This window comes from Dyella acidisoli, from assembly GCF_030160295.1.
In the GTDB taxonomy this organism is placed as follows: Bacteria; Pseudomonadota; Gammaproteobacteria; order Xanthomonadales; family Rhodanobacteraceae; genus Dyella_B; species Dyella_B acidisoli.
Window position 1 is genome coordinate 360,131 of sequence record NZ_BSOB01000046.1, and the last position, 17,461, is coordinate 377,591.

At 60.2% G+C, this 17,461-nt stretch carries 15 protein-coding genes; 7 read left to right on the plus strand and 8 right to left on the minus strand.

Features of this window, described 5'->3' with window-relative positions; translation table 11 throughout:
• Nucleotides 1-42: 42 nt before the first annotated feature.
• From QQJ86_RS17970 to QQJ86_RS17985, 4 genes are read left to right on the plus strand one after another with little or no spacing between them, the layout of a single operon-like run.
• Nucleotides 43-1,515: an efflux transporter outer membrane subunit gene (locus QQJ86_RS17970; protein ID WP_284322343.1), complete on the plus strand. Its 1,473-nt coding sequence runs from the start codon at nucleotides 43-45 to the stop codon at nucleotides 1,513-1,515.
• Nucleotides 1,515-2,648: an ABC transporter permease gene (locus tag QQJ86_RS17975; protein ID WP_284322344.1), complete on the plus strand. Its 1,134-nt coding sequence runs from the start codon at nucleotides 1,515-1,517 to the stop codon at nucleotides 2,646-2,648. Before QQJ86_RS17970 ends, QQJ86_RS17975 begins: the two co-directional genes overlap by 1 nt.
• Nucleotides 2,645-3,400, plus strand: a complete 756-nt coding sequence (locus QQJ86_RS17980) for an ABC transporter ATP-binding protein (RefSeq protein ID WP_423372823.1) — start codon at nucleotides 2,645-2,647, stop codon at nucleotides 3,398-3,400. The genes QQJ86_RS17975 and QQJ86_RS17980 overlap by 4 nt, the downstream gene beginning before the upstream one ends.
• An 11-nt stretch (nucleotides 3,401-3,411) precedes the next feature.
• Nucleotides 3,412-4,317 carry an HlyD family secretion protein gene (locus tag QQJ86_RS17985; RefSeq protein WP_284322346.1) on the plus strand — a complete coding sequence of 302 codons (906 nt, stop codon included), beginning with the start codon at nucleotides 3,412-3,414 and terminating at the stop codon, nucleotides 4,315-4,317.
• A gap of 665 nt (nucleotides 4,318-4,982) precedes the next feature.
• On the opposite strand, the gene QQJ86_RS17990 is transcribed toward QQJ86_RS17985, so the two are convergent.
• The 7 genes from QQJ86_RS17990 to QQJ86_RS18020 form a co-directional block, all read right to left on the minus strand.
• Complete coding sequence (locus tag QQJ86_RS17990) at nucleotides 4,983-6,281, minus strand: condensation domain-containing protein (protein WP_284322347.1); 1,299 nt, start codon at nucleotides 6,279-6,281, stop codon at nucleotides 4,983-4,985.
• A gap of 9 nt (nucleotides 6,282-6,290) precedes the next feature.
• Nucleotides 6,291-7,259, minus strand: coding sequence for a glycosyltransferase (locus QQJ86_RS17995; RefSeq protein ID WP_284322348.1), 969 nt, complete (start codon nucleotides 7,257-7,259; stop codon nucleotides 6,291-6,293).
• A gap of 91 nt (nucleotides 7,260-7,350) precedes the next feature.
• Nucleotides 7,351-8,676, minus strand: coding sequence for a glycosyltransferase (locus QQJ86_RS18000; RefSeq protein WP_284322349.1), 1,326 nt, complete (start codon nucleotides 8,674-8,676; stop codon nucleotides 7,351-7,353).
• On the minus strand, nucleotides 8,669-12,688 hold the full coding sequence (locus QQJ86_RS18005) for an amino acid adenylation domain-containing protein (protein ID WP_284322350.1): 4,020 nt from the start codon (nucleotides 12,686-12,688) through the stop codon (nucleotides 8,669-8,671). The genes QQJ86_RS18000 and QQJ86_RS18005 overlap by 8 nt, the downstream gene beginning before the upstream one ends.
• Before the next feature lie 535 nt (nucleotides 12,689-13,223).
• A complete protein-coding gene (locus QQJ86_RS18010) occupies nucleotides 13,224-13,541 on the minus strand; it encodes a Rieske (2Fe-2S) protein (protein WP_284322351.1) in 318 nt (105 codons plus the stop codon).
• Nucleotides 13,538-14,086, minus strand: coding sequence for a GNAT family N-acetyltransferase (locus QQJ86_RS18015; protein WP_284322352.1), 549 nt, complete (start codon nucleotides 14,084-14,086; stop codon nucleotides 13,538-13,540). The genes QQJ86_RS18010 and QQJ86_RS18015 overlap by 4 nt, the downstream gene beginning before the upstream one ends.
• A 48-nt stretch (nucleotides 14,087-14,134) precedes the next feature.
• On the minus strand, nucleotides 14,135-14,503 hold the full coding sequence (locus tag QQJ86_RS18020; protein WP_284322353.1) for a hypothetical protein: 369 nt from the start codon (nucleotides 14,501-14,503) through the stop codon (nucleotides 14,135-14,137).
• Between the two features lie 200 nt (nucleotides 14,504-14,703).
• Between QQJ86_RS18020 and QQJ86_RS18025 the strand changes: the two genes are divergently transcribed.
• The 3 genes from QQJ86_RS18025 to QQJ86_RS18035 are packed head-to-tail and all read left to right on the plus strand — an operon-like array spanning nucleotide 14,704 to nucleotide 16,073.
• On the plus strand, nucleotides 14,704-15,054 hold the full coding sequence (locus QQJ86_RS18025; RefSeq protein WP_284322354.1) for a hypothetical protein: 351 nt from the start codon (nucleotides 14,704-14,706) through the stop codon (nucleotides 15,052-15,054).
• A gap of 15 nt (nucleotides 15,055-15,069) precedes the next feature.
• On the plus strand, nucleotides 15,070-15,639 hold the full coding sequence (locus QQJ86_RS18030) for an RNA polymerase sigma factor (protein ID WP_284322355.1): 570 nt from the start codon (nucleotides 15,070-15,072) through the stop codon (nucleotides 15,637-15,639).
• Entirely contained in the window at nucleotides 15,636-16,073 is a 438-nt protein-coding gene (locus QQJ86_RS18035; RefSeq protein ID WP_284322356.1) for a hypothetical protein, read from the plus strand. Before QQJ86_RS18030 ends, QQJ86_RS18035 begins: the two co-directional genes overlap by 4 nt.
• Nucleotides 16,074-16,208: 135 nt before the next feature.
• On the opposite strand, the gene QQJ86_RS18040 is transcribed toward QQJ86_RS18035, so the two are convergent.
• On the minus strand, nucleotides 16,209-17,456 hold the full coding sequence (locus tag QQJ86_RS18040; RefSeq protein WP_284322357.1) for a cysteine desulfurase: 1,248 nt from the start codon (nucleotides 17,454-17,456) through the stop codon (nucleotides 16,209-16,211).
• Between the last annotated feature and the right edge of the window lie 5 nt (nucleotides 17,457-17,461).

The following is a 17,461-nucleotide window of genomic DNA, read 5'->3' on the forward strand; positions in this document are numbered from 1 at the left end:
CTATGCTTAGCGTTTGCACGCCTTCATCGACGGTTTCCCCCTGTGCACGATCCTGCACTGCGCCATGCCCTCCCTGCGACCCGCCGGCCGAACACCGGGCTGCACCTGCTTTCCGCGCTGGTGCTGACCCTGCTGGCTGGCTGCGCCGCACCTCCCTTGCCAGCTTTGAAACCACCAGTGCCGCAAACCTGGCGCAATGCACCCGCGACCTACCCGAGCGCCGCGCAGCCAGACCTGCACAACTGGTGGCAGGCCCTCAACGATCCACAACTAAACTCACTGGTACAGCGGGCGCTGGACCACAATCTGGACGTGAAGGCTGCTTCTGAGCGCGTACTGGCTGCGCGCACGCTGTACCGGCACACCAACGACAAATTCCTGCCCAGCCTGCGCTTCGACACTAACCAGGTGATCCAGCCTGACGCCAGCGCCTCCTACTTTATCGTCGGCTTCGATGCGCTGTGGGAGATGCCTCTGTTCGGTGCACTCAAGAGTACGCACCGTCTCGCTGCCGGGAATCTCGACGCCGCGAGCGCCCAGTTGCAGGGCACCTACGTCACCCTGGTGGCCGAAGTGACGCGTTGCTGGGTCGCCCTGCGTACGGCACAGGAACAGGCCCGACTGCTGACGGCCGTGCGCGATGCCAATCGCGAAAAACTCCGCCTGCTGGAAGTACGTGAAAAGCTGAAGCTGGTTTCACCCACCGACGTCGGCACCGCCAAAGCCGAGCTGGCCCGCTCCGACATGGCCCTGACCGACCCGCAACGCGCCATGAACGCGAACGCACAGCAACTGGCAGTGCTGCTCGGCCAGAGCGAGCCTGATCCGGCATGGCTGGAAGCAAACGGCGCTCAACCGCAACTTGGCGAATGGCAAATGACCAGCGCGCCGGCCGATCTGCTGCGCACGCGACCGGAAATCGCTGCTGCCGAAGCCGACGTGCTGCGCGCGGCGGGTGAAGCGGGCATCAGCCGCGCGGCGATCTACCCGCATATTGGGCTGGGCAGTTCGCTGGACTGGTCGACGAACCTGCTCAGCCATCACACGTTTATCCGCTCCGGCGACGGCATTTTTTCGGCCGGCCCGGTAGTCGATGTGCCACTGTTCGATTGGGGCATGCGCGTCGCGCAGGCGCGTTCCAAGCGCCACGAAATGCGTGCCGCCGTGTATGCCTACCGGCAGGCCGTGCTGCAGGGTGTAGCCGAAGCCGAAACGGCGATGGGCGATCTGCAGCAGGCGCACACGCGTGAGAGCGCTGCCATGCAGGCGGCGCAGGCGCTCGACGGCAACGCTGCCGCACTAAGCAAGCGCCGCAATCTCGGCTTGGCCAGCACGCTGGACATGCAGGATGCCGTGATCGCCCAACAGAACGCGCAGCTTGAACTCGTTTCCGCGCGCGCAGAACGCGACCTCGCGTACGTAGCGCTGTACAAGGCGCTGGGCGGCGCACCTCAGCCTCCGGTGAACGTTGCGGCCGACTATAAGGCGCTTGGCAACAAGAAAGAGGCGCACTGATGGTCGCGTTGGCACGCAAGACCCTGATCTACGAATGGCGCCGCTTTCTCCCCGCGATTCTCGCGGTGGGTTTTGCGAGCCTGCTACAACTGCTGCAGGCAGCCCTGGTGCTGGGCATCTTCGGTAGCGCGAGCGTGTACATCACCGGTTCGTCCGCCGATCTGTGGGCGGGTTATCCGGGCACGCAGAGCGTGAACCTCGGCCGCCCCATCAACGAGGACGTAGCGATGCGTCTGCGCATGGATCCAGATGTAGTGAAGGTAGAACCCTTCCGCTGGGTGGACGCCGACTGGCGCGGCCCACGCGATACCGGTGGCGTCTCGGTGTTCGTGTCCGGCATCGATCCGCGCGCCGACGGCATGATGTTTTCGCGCGCCCTGCCCCTGGCATTGCGCGCACGCTTGAACGAACCCGGTGCGGTGATCGTGGACAAGGCTGATCTCGACAGCCTGGGCGTGAGCATCGGCGATACCGCGGCCATCAACGGCCAGCGTGTGCGCGTGGTCGGTGTGAGCAGCGGTTTGCGTGCGCTCGGTGGCGTGAACATCGTCGCCTCGCTGGAAACCGCGCGGGTGCTCGACATTGCACCGGAAGACGCCGGCATGATGACCTACTTCGTCGCGAAACTACGTCCTGGCGTCAGGCCTAAAGCGGCGGCGAGGCGCCTGAATGGCTCAAACGCGTTCGGGCCTTACACGGTTTGGACGGCCAAAGATTTCGCGCGCGAATCGCAGTTGTACTGGATGTTCGACACCGGCGCGGGTGCTGGCGTGTTGTTCCTGGCCGGCATCGTGTTCCTGGTCGGCGCGGTGATCACCAGCCAGACGCTGATCGCTGCGGTAATCGGTTCAATTCGCGAATACGCCACCTTGAACGCGCTCGGCGTCGGCCGTGGCTCGTTGCGCAAGGTAGTGATGGAGCAAGCGTTCTGGGTAGGCGCACTGGGCTTGCTGTGCAGCGTGGTCATCGGCGCGATTCTGCTGGTGATTGCGCGTAATCGCAGCGTGCCGATGGAGATGCGCCCGTTGACCGCCTTGGCATGCCTGACGGTAAGCATGGCGCTGGCCATCGTGTCCGGGCTGGCTTCCGTGCGCAGCCTGCGCCGCGCAGATCCGGCGAGCCTGCTGAGATGAGCATGTCCGCAATCGCATCGAATCCCTCCGCGAACACACCCACGCTGCAAGCACGCAGCGTGCGCAAATCGTTCGTCTCCGGACGCGTTGAAAGCACGGTGCTGCACGATCTGACGCTGGACGTGCGTGCCGGCGAACTCACGCTGATCTCCGGGCCCTCCGGCTGCGGCAAGAGCACGCTGCTGGCGATCCTGAGCGGTTTGCAGCCCGCCGATACGGGCGAAGTCCGCGCCCTGGGGCACGATCTTCATGGCCTGAGCATGCGCGCACTGGAGGCGTTCCGTCTGCAGCACACCGGTTTCGTGTTTCAGGGCTTCAATCTGTTCCCTGCACTCACCGCGCTGGAACAGGTGGAACTGCCGCTGAGCTACATGGGGCTGGCCAAAGACGTCGTGCGCAAGCGCGCGGTGGAATCGCTGGAAGAAGTCGGTCTCGGTCCACGCATGAGCATGTTGCCCATCGAATTGTCCGGCGGTGAAAAGCAGCGCGTCGCCATTGCCCGCGCACTGGCCAAACAGCCGGAACTGCTCTTCGCCGACGAGCCCACCAGCGCGCTGGATGCCGCCAACGGACAGATCGTGATCGACATCCTGCACCGCATTGCCCGCACACACGGCACCACCGTGCTCTGCGTCAGCCACGACCCGCGCCTGGTCCACCATGCCGACCGCGTGCTGGCGATGGAAGACGGCCGCATTCTGAGCGACCATGTGCCGCCCGCTGCATCCGCCGCGATCACCGAGCATTCCTGAGAACCTCACGCATGATTCTGCGCAACCTCCGCCTTCCGCTCACCCTGCTCGCCGCCATGCTGTTGGCTGGGTGCTCGCAAGACGAAGCACCGGCTTCCACGTCCAACACTAATACCGCGGCGTATTCCGCGGTGGCGCGTGGGCGTATCGATATCGAAGGCGGCCTGCTCAAACTCACCATGCCCAGCGAAGGCGTAGTGGCCCAGGTCAACGCGCATGAAGGCGAGCATGTGCACAAAGGCCAGTTGGTGGCGCAGCTTGAACTTGAACCCGCGAAGCTGGCGCTGGACTCCGCGCTGGCAGAACAACAACAGGCGACGGCGCAGATCGCCGCGCTGGAAGAGCGCGCGAAATCCGCGAACGTGCGTGCGTCGCGCTTGGAACAGGCCGCCAAGGCTGGTGCCGGCGACGTGCAGAGCGCGGATGATGCACGCCAAGCCGCACAACAGACGCAGGTGGAATTGAACAATGCACGCGCGGCTACCGCACTGGCCGCGCAGAAAGTAGCTGGCGCCCGTTATCAGCTCGAATTGCGCAGCTTGCATGCCCCCGTCGACGGAGAAATCGTGCAGCGTCTGGTCCAACCCGGCGCATCGGTGTCACCCGCGGCGGGCCCGATCTTCGTGATGCTGCCGGACTCGCCGCGTATCGTGCGCGCCGAACTCAACGAATCCTTCGTTGGCGTGGTGCACGAAGGCATGGCGGCGGAAGTGGACGACGACAGCGGCAGCGGCATGGCCCCGCTCAAGGCGCACGTACTGCGCATCGGCAATGTGTTCGGCGCCAGCACGCTGGAAGACGATCCGCAGGTGCGCGCCAATACGCGCTCGGTGGAATGCGTGCTGACTTTTGATCAGCCACCTTCGACGCCGTTGCGCATTGGGCAGCGAGTGTTAGTGAAGTTTGCGCCGAAGTAATCGGCGCACGTTGGTTGGGGTGCAAACCCCAGCATCGTTGGGGTTTGCACCCCAACTGACAGGCTCCCTGCTTAGTACCTAATTAGTGTCGAGCCTCGGCTGGGTATGTCGTTTGTTGGGGTATTGCCTGCGGCGCTTCCGGTCGCGAAGCGACCGGGTCACTTTTCTTTGCTGGCCCAAAGAAAAGTAACCCAAAGAAATGGCCTCAAGAGCTCATGGCATTGCATCGGTTACAAGCTTGGTGGATGTCGCCATGCTTTGATCGATGGCGAGCCAAGCTTCTACCACCCCGCTATACCGCGAGGCGTCGAGACGCTGAGGACTTAAGGCAGATCTGGCAGATCTCAGCAAAGCTCAACCTATCGGAAGGCGCGCTTTAAGCCCTCAGTGCTTCGACGCCTCGCGGTATAGCGGGAGCGTCGAACCTTGGGCAACCAACCACCTATCTAGCCATACACGTTCAGGCTTTTAGCCTCCCCATGCTGTGAGCCTGTTAGGCCATTTCTTTGGGTTACTTTTCTTTGGGCCAGCAAAGAAAAGTGACTCGGGCCCTTTAGGGTCCGAAAGCTCCGAAAGCGCCGCAGGCAATGCCCCAACACCACGACATACACAGCTGAGGCAAGACGCGAATCAGGTACTGATGGAGCCTGAAGTCCACCAAAGCCTCATTCGGCTACGACTCCAAATGTACCCAAAGGCTCTGGCGTCCGGGCATGCTGCCCGGCATGCATTTCAAGCAAAGTCATGAATTGACATTTCAGCGCATCGACTTCGGCGTGGCTTAAACACTTTTCGTCGCCCAAATAGATAAAACGGAGCTGACCATGCAACGAATAGGCGATGATGCCCAAAAGCCTCACGACGAATGAATGCACAAACAGGCGGAAGTCCTTCAACTCAAAGGGCGCATCCTCGTCAATCACTTGAATATTGCCGAGGTTGGAAAATGAAAATACCCTCCGATTGCCGCGGCCGCTCAAGAAATTCTGCAGCCTCACGATCGATCGCATCTTGCTCTCGGAAGGCACCTTGATCATCTCAAAGAACTGATGCTTCGCAGGGATATTGACCAGCTCCTGTTCTATTTTCAGGCGGACCTCCGCATGGATCTTGCGCACCCTCTCCCAGAAATCCTCAGTATCGTTCTGCCCTGACTTGATCTTGAAACTGCCGCCACTGAAAAAGAGCATGTCGCTCTTGATCATGGATAGTCGCCCACCACGCCGCCCATCGAAAGGATTGTCTATCCATGCCGGGGCTTGCTTGCCGAACGTCGCCTGCAGCGCCTTATCCAACACGGCCAACAAGGCCGTATGCATGGACACTCCCTCGAGCTTGCAGCGCTGCCTCAGCAGGGTCGACAACCCCTGGCTTGCGCTCCACTCCCGATAGATTTCCTTATTTTCCACCGGCCTCTGAGAGCCCGGAACCAACCCGATCACCGCGTTCATGATGCGCGCCGCGCGCCGACGCTTGGGCAGGCCTTCATCGCGCAAATCGCCGATGATGTCGTGAAGGGTCAAGGGTGCGTAGGGAACCATCGCGTCATCACTGTGCAGCGACTTGAGTATCTCCCTGACCAAGGTGAGCACACTCATGCCATCGCAGATGCGATGCGAGGTCGTGATAAGCAATTCGTTGCTCAGCCCTGATCTCAACCAGACGACACGCAACTGCGGTTGATGATGCGGAAAGGCCATGATCAGCTCAGCCTCGCGGGCTCCGGTGCAGTCCTCTTCCGAATTCATCTCGACAATGCGCAGCGGAATAGCCCCGGCCGTATCCGCTTCGTAGTAGAGCTCATCGCCCTGCTGACTGATAAGCGCCCGCAACGCCGGATGTTTACGCTGCACCCGATCGAGTGCCGAGCGAAGTCGATCCATCGAAAGGTGGCCATCCACGCTGACCCGGCAGGTGATATTGCCCTCGATCAAATGCTCCACGGTGGAGAGCTTCTGTTTCATGCTCGCCTCCTATTCAGCGGTTGCCGATGAATTGTCCTGAATGAGAATCTCTTCGCGCGAGGACCGCTTGCAGAATGCAGCGATCCTTGGATGCCTGCTTTCGAAGGTTCCTAACACACCGAGCCGTCCATCCACGTAGCCGGCAACCATCGCAACAAGCTTGCGCAGCTTCTGCGGTTCGAACAGCACGACGCAAAGTGCCCAATGGATGGCCAATGGGCCGCTCAGCCAGTGCAGCGACCATTTTGATCGGTAAAGCCGTAGCGAATGAACGGCGTTGCGCGTGCCGTAATAGCGCCGCCATGCTGCATGATTAGTGGTAAACAACTTTCCGTGTCGCTCGATATTCCCCGTGGTTTGCCGCATCGTCACCGCGGCATTCATATAAACCGGGACGCCCAGACTCGTTGCACGAAGGCCATATTCGACATCAATGCATTCGATGAAATAGTCCTCCTTGAAGGCGCCCACCGTCCGGTATGCTTGTGCAGATATGGCTGAGCCAGAGGAGATCACGAAGAGGGTGGGAAACAACCCCTCGATTTCCTTATCAATGCGGAACGGCTTGGGAAACCTTCGCCCTGGCGGCGTCACCGGCATGCATCGCTGCAAATGAATTTCGTAAATCTTAGGACCCATGATGAATATATCGGTGCCAAGCCCCGAGCATGCCTTCATCATTTTTACGAAAAATTGCTCATCAATATCCGAATCCTGATCGAGCAGGAAAATCACCTCACAGCCCTGCTCTAGCAGCAGATCCGCACCTCGATTGTAGGCACCAGCCAGGCCACCTTGATTGCGATTGAAGATCACAGTGGTGCCAGCCTGTCGCAGCGTCTCGTGAAGATGCAAGTTCGGCTCGGGCGAGTTATCGACAGCAATGACGTTTCGACATAGCGCCGTTGCTTTGTGAAGATTGCTCACGAATTCGGCAGTGGGCTGGTAGAGCACAAAGATCAAGCCAAAGGTTTCCATGGCATTCCCTCCGGTATCAATGACAACTCGCCACGTTGTTGCACCATCCAGGCTGAAGAAGAACCTTCGCCGGCCACACAAGCCGCCGATTTCAACCCACGTTACGCAATGGTTCGATAGCCGACTCATCCACAATCGGCGACAAGAAACCCCAGGCTTGCAGGCAACGCAATGCGACAGCTACGCCATCTTCTGCTCGCACGCGCTCGCCCAGTGCCGCAGCGGATCGACGCATAGGCTCCTGCAGCGTGCTCTCGATGGCGCCCGCCAGTGCTTCTGCACTTAGCTGTTTGCGATCCAGCGCGGGCGGTGCCATACCTTCACGCTGCAAGCAGCGCGCCCAGAACGGTTGATCGCCATAAAACGGCACGATCACGGAGGGAATGCCAGCACGGACAGCCGCCGCGGTCGTGCCGGCGCCACCGTGATGAACCGCGGCAGCTATGCGCGGGAATAGCCAATCATGCGGCGCACCTTGGGTAATGAAGATCCGCTCGTCTTGCGCTCCCTCTTCAGCCGCCAGGCCGCCCCAGCCAGTCGCGAGCACGGCACGCTGACCACTGCGGCCGATGGCGTCGAGCACGCAAGCCGTAAACTGTTCCGCCTGTGCGCTCACCATGCTGCCGAATCCCACGTAGATCGGCTTGGGTCCCGCATCGAGAAAATCACGCAAAGCATGCGATGGCTGCCAGTACCGCTCATCAAGAAACCAGTAACCGGTGATCTGTGCGGCGTCAGGCCAATCGACTGGCCTGGGCACGATGTGGCGACTGAAACCGTACAGCACGCGCTGCTGCCGGCTGTGGAAGTAAGGCCCGTACCACGGATAACGCGGCAAGCCGAGCTGCGAACGCACGGTATCGTTGATGGCCGGCTTCATGACATACCACACCAGCAGGCGCAGCACGTTGTACAAGGGCATGTTGAGGAACTGCGGTAACGTGCCTGCGCCTGACAGCACCAAGGGCGGCATAAAGCGCGATGGCGTCAGCGGTTGCAACTGCGCAGCCACGAAGGGAATGCCGCGCGCCTCGGCCACCGCTTTGGCCAGCAAGGTGCTGTTGGCCACGCCGATCAGCAAGCCGGCACCTTCCGCGGCAGCCATCCCTTCACGCGCCCAGTGCACAGCCCAATCGCTATAGAAACGCCGCGAGATACGCGCCATGGCTGCCATGTTCAAGCCTTGCTCGGTCATCTCGCGATTGGAGTCGAGCAAGTGCTGGAAATTGGCGGTCAGCGGGAAGAAGTCCAGCCCCGCTGCACGCACCATGCTTTCAAAGTTGTCGCTGGTGACGATGCGGACCGGATAACCCGCACGCCGCAGGCCGGCACCCAACGCCACGCAAGGTCGGATATCGCCTTGCGTGCCTACGGTGAAAATGGCGATGGGCGCGCCGTGCGCGATGATGTCACGCATAGGCCGCGTTCTCCGCAAATGGCTGTCCAGCATCCATCGCCGGCAAGGCTGCAGCAGCTGGAACGCGAATGGATTGCAGCGCATGCATCCGTTGCATCACCCGTTTGCCGACATGCGTGGCGTATTCGGCGTCCAGCATCGCCTGGTGATGGCAAGGCACGTCGTGCACATCCAGCCGGCCATCCACATAGGGACGCCAGGCTTCAGGCTTGTCATGCAACTGGCCGCTTAGATCGACCTCACCCTTGATCGCCGCGTTCAGGAACATCACGTCAGCATCGATCCGCTGTGGCACATGCTTGCGTGCCAGCAGCAAGTTATTGAGCGTGACAGCGGAGACGTGCTCGATCAGATGCGAATCCTTGCGGGTGATTTCCTGCACCAGCGGCATGTCGAACACCCCATATTCCTTGCACAGCAGATCGGTCAACGCAGCGAAGTCCGCCGGTGGATTTTCCACCGCGTGATGATGGAAACCCAGGAAGCGAAGGATCGACCGGATCTCGTGCGACGGATTGGCATCTGCCTGCGCGTCGTCGATAACGAACGGATACGCATCCAGCAGGGCGAGAAATTCAACCTGCTCGCCGGCACGCTGCAATTGCGCAGCGACCTCATGCGCAATCAAGCCGCCCAGGGACCAGCCCAGCATGCGATAAGGACCTTCCGGCTGCACTCGCCGCATCTGCACCAGATAATCTGCCGCGATCTCCGCGATGCTCTCGGGCAGCACGCCACCGCGCAAGCCGCGCGACTGCAAGCCGTACACCGGCAGCTTGTCATCCAGATAACGCAGCAGGCCACCATAGCCCCAGCTCAAGCCCACGGCCGGGTGGATGCAGAACAGCGGACGTTCGCGCCGTGCTATCCGTAGCGGCAGTACGATGCCGAGCGGATCGCTGCTGCTTTCCGCGCGTTGCAGATACGCGGCCAGACTACCGATGGTGGAAGCTTCGAACAGGCTGGCCAATGGCAATTCCATACCGAAGTGCTCGGGAAAGCGTGCGACCATTTCTGCCGCTTTGAGCGAGTCGCCACCGAGCTGAAAGAAATTGTCGTGCAGACCGATCCGTTCCACACCCAGCACCTGCTGCCATAGCACGGCCAGCTTCTTCTCGATCCCGGTCACTGGCTCGGCATATGCCGTCTTGCTGGAACGTGCGGGCAGCGGCAGGGCCTTGCGGTCGAGCTTGCCACTGGACGTCAACGGCATGGCGTCGAGCACGATAAGCTGTGCGGGAATCATGTACTCGGGAAGGAACTTCGCCAGATGCTGGCGCACCGCATGGATGCTGGCATCCATACCTGTCCGCATCACCACGTAGCCGGTGAGCGAGGGGACACCGTCCTGCTCGCTATGTACTGTCACTGCCGCCTCGGCAATGGCAGTGTACCGCACGAGCTGGCATTCGATTTCACCCAGCTCGACGCGATGGCCACGGATTTTCACCTGGCCATCGGCACGGCCGACGAAGTGGAGCAACCCTTTGTCGTCCCAGTACACCAGATCGCCAGTGCGATACATGCGGGTGCCATCACTGATGAAAGGATCAGCCAGAAAACGCGCTTCAGTGAGCTGGTGATGATGCAGGTAACCCTTCGCCACACCCGCACCGGCGATATACAACTCGCCCACCGCGCCGGTCTGCACAGGGCGCTGGTAGGCGTCGAGAACGTAGAGCCGGGTATTAAGGATGGGACGGCCAATGGGTGGTGCACTAACACCGTCCGCAGCATCAAGTTCAAATACGGTGGACCATACCGTCGTTTCGGTCGGCCCGTAGAACTGAATGACACGTGCAGCACGGCGCTTTAGCTGTCCAGCCAGTTCGGCGTTAAGTGCTTCGCCGCCAATCAGCACGTTCACCTGCTGCAAATCCAGATTCGGACTTGCCAGCAACACCCGCCAGAGCGAAGGCGTGGCTTGCATATACGTTGCGCGATGCTGGCGGATCAGTCGAGCCAATGCGGGAGGCGTACGAACGTCCTCGCTACCGGCCATGATCACGCAAGCGCCGATTGTCAAAGGAAAGAAAACCTCCAGAACGGAGATATCAAATGTCATGGTCGTCACGGCCAGGAAACGATCGCTGGCCTGCATGCCCAAAGGCGCGCGCATACCTTGCAGAAAATTGGCAAGGTTACGATGCGTCACCTCGACACCTTTCGGCTTGCCCGTTGAGCCGGAGGTGTAAAGCACATAGGCGGTCGCATCAGCACTGACCAAGTCAGGCTCGCTTGGCGCCGCCTCCGATGACACGTCCAGGTCCTCGGGATGCAAGATCATCATGCCGCCAACCGCAAATTGCTCGCAAAGTTCGCGCGTAGCGATCAGGGCAATGGGTGACGCATCGCTCAGCATCATGGCAATGCGATCCCTTGGTCCATTCGGATCCAAAGGCAAATAAGCCGCGCCCGTGCGCATGATGGCCAGCAATACAACGATCCACTGTTCGCTACGCGGCAGCATGACTGCAACGATGTCGCCGGGGAGAATGCCGTCGGCGATAAGCTGCCTGGCTTGCTTTACGCTTCGCTCGTGAAGTTCCCGATAAGTCACGGTCGCGTCCTCGAAGATCAGCGCCGGAGCGTCTGGATTCAAGGCTGCCTGAGATGCAACCAGCGCAGGAAGGCTGGTCAATGAAAGGAGAGCTTCGGTTGCATTCCATTCGTGCAACAGACGACGGCGCTCGTCGATGCCCAATATGTCGATATCCTGCAATGCTTGGGACGGATCGGCCAGCACCGCCTCTACCAGCAACGCCAGCCGACGGCGATGCTCATCCAGTTCGGGCATGCTATAGAGCGCAGGATTGGCGTCGAAGTCGAAGCGCAATTCGCTGTCATCGCCCCGATCGTAGACGAATACCGTCAAATCCTCGGCCGATCCATTCGACACATTGTGTGAAATGGCCGGAGCCCCTGCGAAACTCAGTTGGTAATCGAAAGGCTCGATGTTCACACCCAGCCATGCAAGGTGCTGGCCTTTGGTGACCAGGCCAACATCCCGCCGGACATCTTCGTAACGGTATTGCTGGTGCCGCAGCGTCTGCCTTACTGCCTGGGCGACTTGCGCAAACAGGTCGACAGTCGTCATGCCTGGCGTAAAGCTCAGCCGAATCGCTACTGCGTTGGCGACCATACCGGGGCAGTTGCGCAACTGCGCACTCATACGTGCCGACACCGGCATGCCAATGACAAGGTCGTGGGCACCCGTTGCGCGATGATAATAAGCCGCCACCAGCGCGATCAGCATTTGAGGAAGACTGGTGGAGGTCTGCTTGCCCAACTTACGCAAGCGTTCTACCGTCGCTATCGAGAAGTGTCCAATACTTCGCCGCAAGCCACCCATGCTGCTGCGGTGATTTCCACGTGCTAGCGATACGGCCTCGGGCAGATCAGCAAGCTTTCCCTTCCAGAATTCTCGGTCTCGATGGAAGCGGCTCGAATCTCGATAGCTCGCCTCGGCTTCGAGCAGATCCTTCAGTGGACCAAACTCGCAGGGTTCAGGTTCGCGTCCTTCCATGTACGCTGTGTAAAGCTCAGCCAATCGGCGCGCGATCAGGCCACCGCTGTAGCCGTCGTAAACGATGTGATGGGCGCGCTGATACCAGTAATAACGATCGTCGGCAGCCTTGAACAACGCGCTGACAAACAAGGGATCGTTGGCCAGATCGACCGGACGGCTCAATTCCTCCAGCATCCACGCTTCCGCCGCGGCACGTGGATTGGCCTCGCGACTCACATCCAGAAAAGGGAAATGACCGTTGTACACGGCCCTCACAATCTGTCGGGGCTGGCCGTGATGCTCCACCACGGCTACGCGCAAGGTCTCCGCTTCATGCGTGATCTGCCATAAGGCACGCATGAAAAGTTCGGGCTGTACTGGCCCACAGATCTCCAGCATCTCGGCGATGTTCAAGGTGGCATCTGCTGCGCCGATCTTCTGGCCCACCCACAATCCGCGCTGCGCGGTGGTCAATGGCAGCGACAAAAGTGACTCGTGACTCATTGCGCGTTCTCCTTGCGAATGCACACACTTCCGTCATGGCCTGGCTGGCTTTCTCAACTCACACGCATGCGCCTGCCTTGCTGCATTGCATTCGCGTTGTGATGCAAATTCGGTTACCCCTAGACACACTCTCCCGACGCAGATGGCTGCGCTCTTGTTTTTCAAGGCACTAGCAGCCCGTCACGGCTAACTGCAGCCATGAAAGAGACGCTTGCACGATGAGTGCCGCAAAAAAACGTGACGATGGCTGAAATGCGATCAGCAATCGTCAGCCACTTGGTTTACTCACATAGGCGACGACACGGAGAGACCAGCATTCCGCCTCGCATCCGCCGTTCCGCTGCAACCAATCCCGCACACAGGCGTAGCCATGTGCACAACATCACGCTGCCTAACACCACGCAGCGCTTATGTTGCGATGTAACAATTCGCGGATGAAAGAAGCGTCAACAATTATTGACGTGTATGTTTCCGCGCGCTGACTTGAGAACCAAGCCACAAAGAAACAGTTGTCACGAATCGACGAACGCCATGCTCAGCGATCGTCGCGCGTCCAGATCAACCCGTTTTCTTCACGCACAGGAAAACGATGAATCGGCTCATAGGCCGGCGGACAAGTCGGCTCGCCCGTGCGCAAATCGAAACGCGCGCCGTGGCGTGGACACTCCACCTCGTGGCCATGGATCTCGCCACCGGCCAACTCGCCGCCGTCGTGCGTGCAGATATCTTCCACCGCATACAGATCGCCGTCGACGTTGAACACGGCGATGGCGGTGTCGCCATCCCATACCACCTTGAATTCGCCGGGCAGCAACTCCGAGCGCGTGCCGACTTCCACCCATGCTTCGCTCATCGTGCCGCTCCCGCCAGATCCTTCACCATCAATTCGAAACGTAGATCGTCGCGGCGCGGCAGGCCGAAGCGTTCGTCGCCGTAAGGGAAAGGCGAATATTCGCCAGTGCGGTGATAACCCCGACGCTCGTACCAGGCCATCAGGTCGCTACGAACGTCGATCACCTTCATGTGCATGGCCCTGCACTGCCAGATTTGCTGCGCATATCGTTCCGCTTCCGCCAGCACCAACCGGCCGAGCCCGCTGCCTTGGCGCGGGGGATGGACGGCGAACATGCCGAAATAGGCCGACTCGCCATGTCGCTCGATATGGCAGCAGGCAAGCAACTCGCTATCGATCGACGCCAGCAGCACGGCACTGTCCGGCGCGGCCAGCACCTCCGCCACGTCGGCGGGATCAGTACGCGGTCCATCGAGCAGATCAGCTTCGGTCGTCCAACCCTGGCGACTGAATTCGCCGCGGTAGGCGGAGTGCACTAAGGCGACGATGGCATCGATGTCGGCCTCGATGGCCTTGCGGAAAACGGGAGCGATGACGGTATTCATCCGCCCATGATAATCCGCGCTGTGATTCCGCCAAAGTCACCCGCATAGCTAAGGCATGATTTGCGAACCGGGGTGCCCGCCGTGAAAACGCATGCCAGGCCGGTAGGCGTGGAAACGGCACAGGTCGAAGTTGCTGGCGAAGATCCTGCGTCCGTCCGACAGTACCGTGCGCAGATCGCGCAAGCAGCCATCGTTGTCGTGAAACTGCAGCATGGCGGCCTGCTGATGATCAAACGACGACTCCCACATGGGCGGCTTGAAGTCCACCTCGGTCCAGCGGTCGCTGCCGGCCGGAGCCATCGAAAACGAGTCGATACGGCTGTGGGTATCGTTGATGACCTCGATGATATGTACCGAGTTAGCCAGCGCGCCAGGAGGAAGACAGGCAAGGCACATTGCCGCTAAGCAGGGACGCATGACGATCTCCTTTTGAAAGGCGCAGTAAACCCTTGGCGGCATGCATGGCATGCGACCGTATGGACGGCTGCAACGGATTACGGAGAGGTAGATGCGGCTGGAGGGCAAACAGTTGCAAGACATTCGCCTGCAACCGATCGGTGGCCGGCCGTATCTCTATACTCATCGGTGCCCAATCCGGCGCCCTTTATCTGGAGTAGATGATGGACAAAGGCGTGTTAGGCGAGATGATCCCGATTGTGCTCTTCCTTTGCATCACCTTCGGGATCACTTACATAGTCAGGCTATTGGTCAACGCGCGCTTGCGCGTCAAGATGCTGCAAGTCTCCGGCTCGAAGGAGCTGGTGGAGTCTGTGGTGCAAGGCGATATGCATCGCGACCAGATGACAGCCTTGCGCTGGGGCATTGTCACCGTCATGGAAGCCATCGGTTTTGGCGTCATCCAGGCCATGGGCTGGACCGACATCAACGCTGGCGTGGTGGCAATGCTATTGGGAGCCTTCGGGCTTGGTTACCTATTGTTCTTTGTGCTCGCGCGACGTTTCGGCTGATTGGCGCCGCGGCGCATGGATCATCAGGATCGCCAGTTGGTCGAAGCCGTACTGGCGAACGCGCCCGGCGCGTTCGAGCGGCTGGTGCGCGAGCACCAGGCGCTGTGCTGGCACATCATCTACCGCATGGTCCGCCACCCGGAGGACGCGCGCGAGCTTTGCCAGGATACGTTCCTGCGCGTGCACCAGCATCTGCGCCAGTACCGCTACGAAAGCGCGCTAAAGTCCTGGATCGGTCGTGTGGCTTATACGGTGGCGCTGCGATATCTGGAACGAAAGCGCATTGCAGTGCTTGATCCCAGCGAAGATGGGGACGGCTTTGACGTGGCAGAGAGAGCGAGCGACAGCTTCGATCTGGAAAGCGCTTATGCCGATAGCGACATGGCGGCACATCTACATGCAGCCATCGAAACCCTCCCTCCCCTGCAGCGAACCCTGCTTACGCTCTATCATCTGGACGAGCTGTCCATCGACGAGATCGCCAGCATCACCGGCTTGGCTACCGGTACGATCAAAAGCCATCTGTTTCGCACACGTCTTCGTTTGCGCGAACAGTTGCAGACTTTGTACGGAGTTTCACCATGACCCGCGAACCACCATCGCCTCACGACGACCGCATGGAACGCGAATGGGCACTGCAGGAACGCGCCGTTCGAGCGGAACGGCTCGGGCTGGACGCCAGCGATGATCAGGCGCTGCAGCGCTATCGCTTGGTAGCGCGCGCATTACGACAACCGTTGGATGAAAACCTGCCGGCCGATTTCGCCAGCAAGGTCGCCTTGGAGGCACGTCGCCATACCGCTGGCGATACACGGCTGGAGCTCTATCTGAGCCTGGCGCTGCTTGGCGTGCTGGTAGGGATGTTGATTGGTGTGCTGGTTCGGTATGCGAGCAGTTGGAAACAGCTGGTGCCGCTGGCGCTCTCGCAGCCGTGGCTGCTTGCTATGGCCGGAGTTCTGGCGCTGCTTGCGGCAAGCAAGGTGCTCAGCGCCCCGCACCATCATTCTGGCAAGCTGTAGAGCAAAGACGTAGGTTGCTCCATGAAAGTCATCCTTACCTCACGGCCGTCATTCACGCGAAAGCGGGAATGACGGCCCTCGGGGTAACTTTCATCTTGGCAAGTACACAATTTGCCGAAGCGCGCGCACGCGTTACTACATCAGCAACTTGCGCACCTTCAACAGCGCGGCAATGAATGCATCCACTTCCTCACGCGTGTTGTAGAACGCCAGCGACGCACGCAAGGTGGCCGGCACACCGTAGAACTGCATCAGCGGATGCGCGCAATGATGGCCCGAGCGCACGGCCACGCCTTCCAGGTCGAGCAGCGTGGCCATGTCCATCGCTTGCGCGCCTTCGACCAGGAAGGAGATCACCGGCTCTTTCTCCTTCGCTTCGCCGTAAATGCGTACACCCGGGATCTCACGCAGGCGCTCGGTGGCGTACGTCAGCAGCTCGTACTCCCATGCACGAATCGCTTCGAAGCCGATGGATTGGTAGTAGTCGATCGCGGCGCCTATGCCGGCAAAGCCGGCAATGTTCGGCGTACCCGCCTCGAACTTGTGTGGAGGCTCGGCAAAGGTGGTGCCATCGAAGCGCACTTCGCGAATCATTTCGCCACCGCCGAAGAACGGCGGCATGGCCTGCAGGTGTTCACGCTTTGCCCATAGCCCGCCCGTACCGGTGGGCGCCAGTACCTTGTGCCCGGTAAATGCGTAGAAATCACAACCGATTGCTTGCACATCCACAGGACGATGCGGCAGCGCTTGCGAACCGTCGACGACCAACGGAATGCCGCGTTTGCGGCATTCGCGTGCGATCTCGCGCACCGGGTTCACCGTGCCAAGCACATTGGAAACGTGCGCCACACACGCGAGCTTCACATCCGGCGTAAGCAGTTCGAAGAATTTCTCCACGATCAGTTCACCGTTCTGATCGATCGGCGCAGCTTTCACGATAGCGCCCGTGCGTGCAGCAACAAGCTGCCACGGCACGATGTTGGCATGATGTTCCATCACCGTGGTGACGATTGCGTCACCTGGCTTCAGGCGCGGCAGCGCATAGCTGTACGCCACCAGGTTCATCGATTGTGTGGTGCCGGAGGTAAGAACCACTTCGTTGCGCGAACCGGCATTGATGAAAGCGGCGAGCCTGTCACGCGCATTTTCATAAGCAGCGGTCGCCTCTTCGCCCAGCAGATGCACCGCACGCGCTACGTTTGCGTTGTGCTTGCGATAGTGATCGTCGACCGCCTCAATCACCTGTCGCGGCTTCTGGCTGGTATTGGCGTTGTCGAAATACACCAGTGGCTTGCCGTGCACCGTGCGCGACAGCAGCGGAAAATCCGCGCGCACACGCTGCACATCGAAGTCGACGGAAGGATGGCTGGGCTTGACGGTCATGGTGG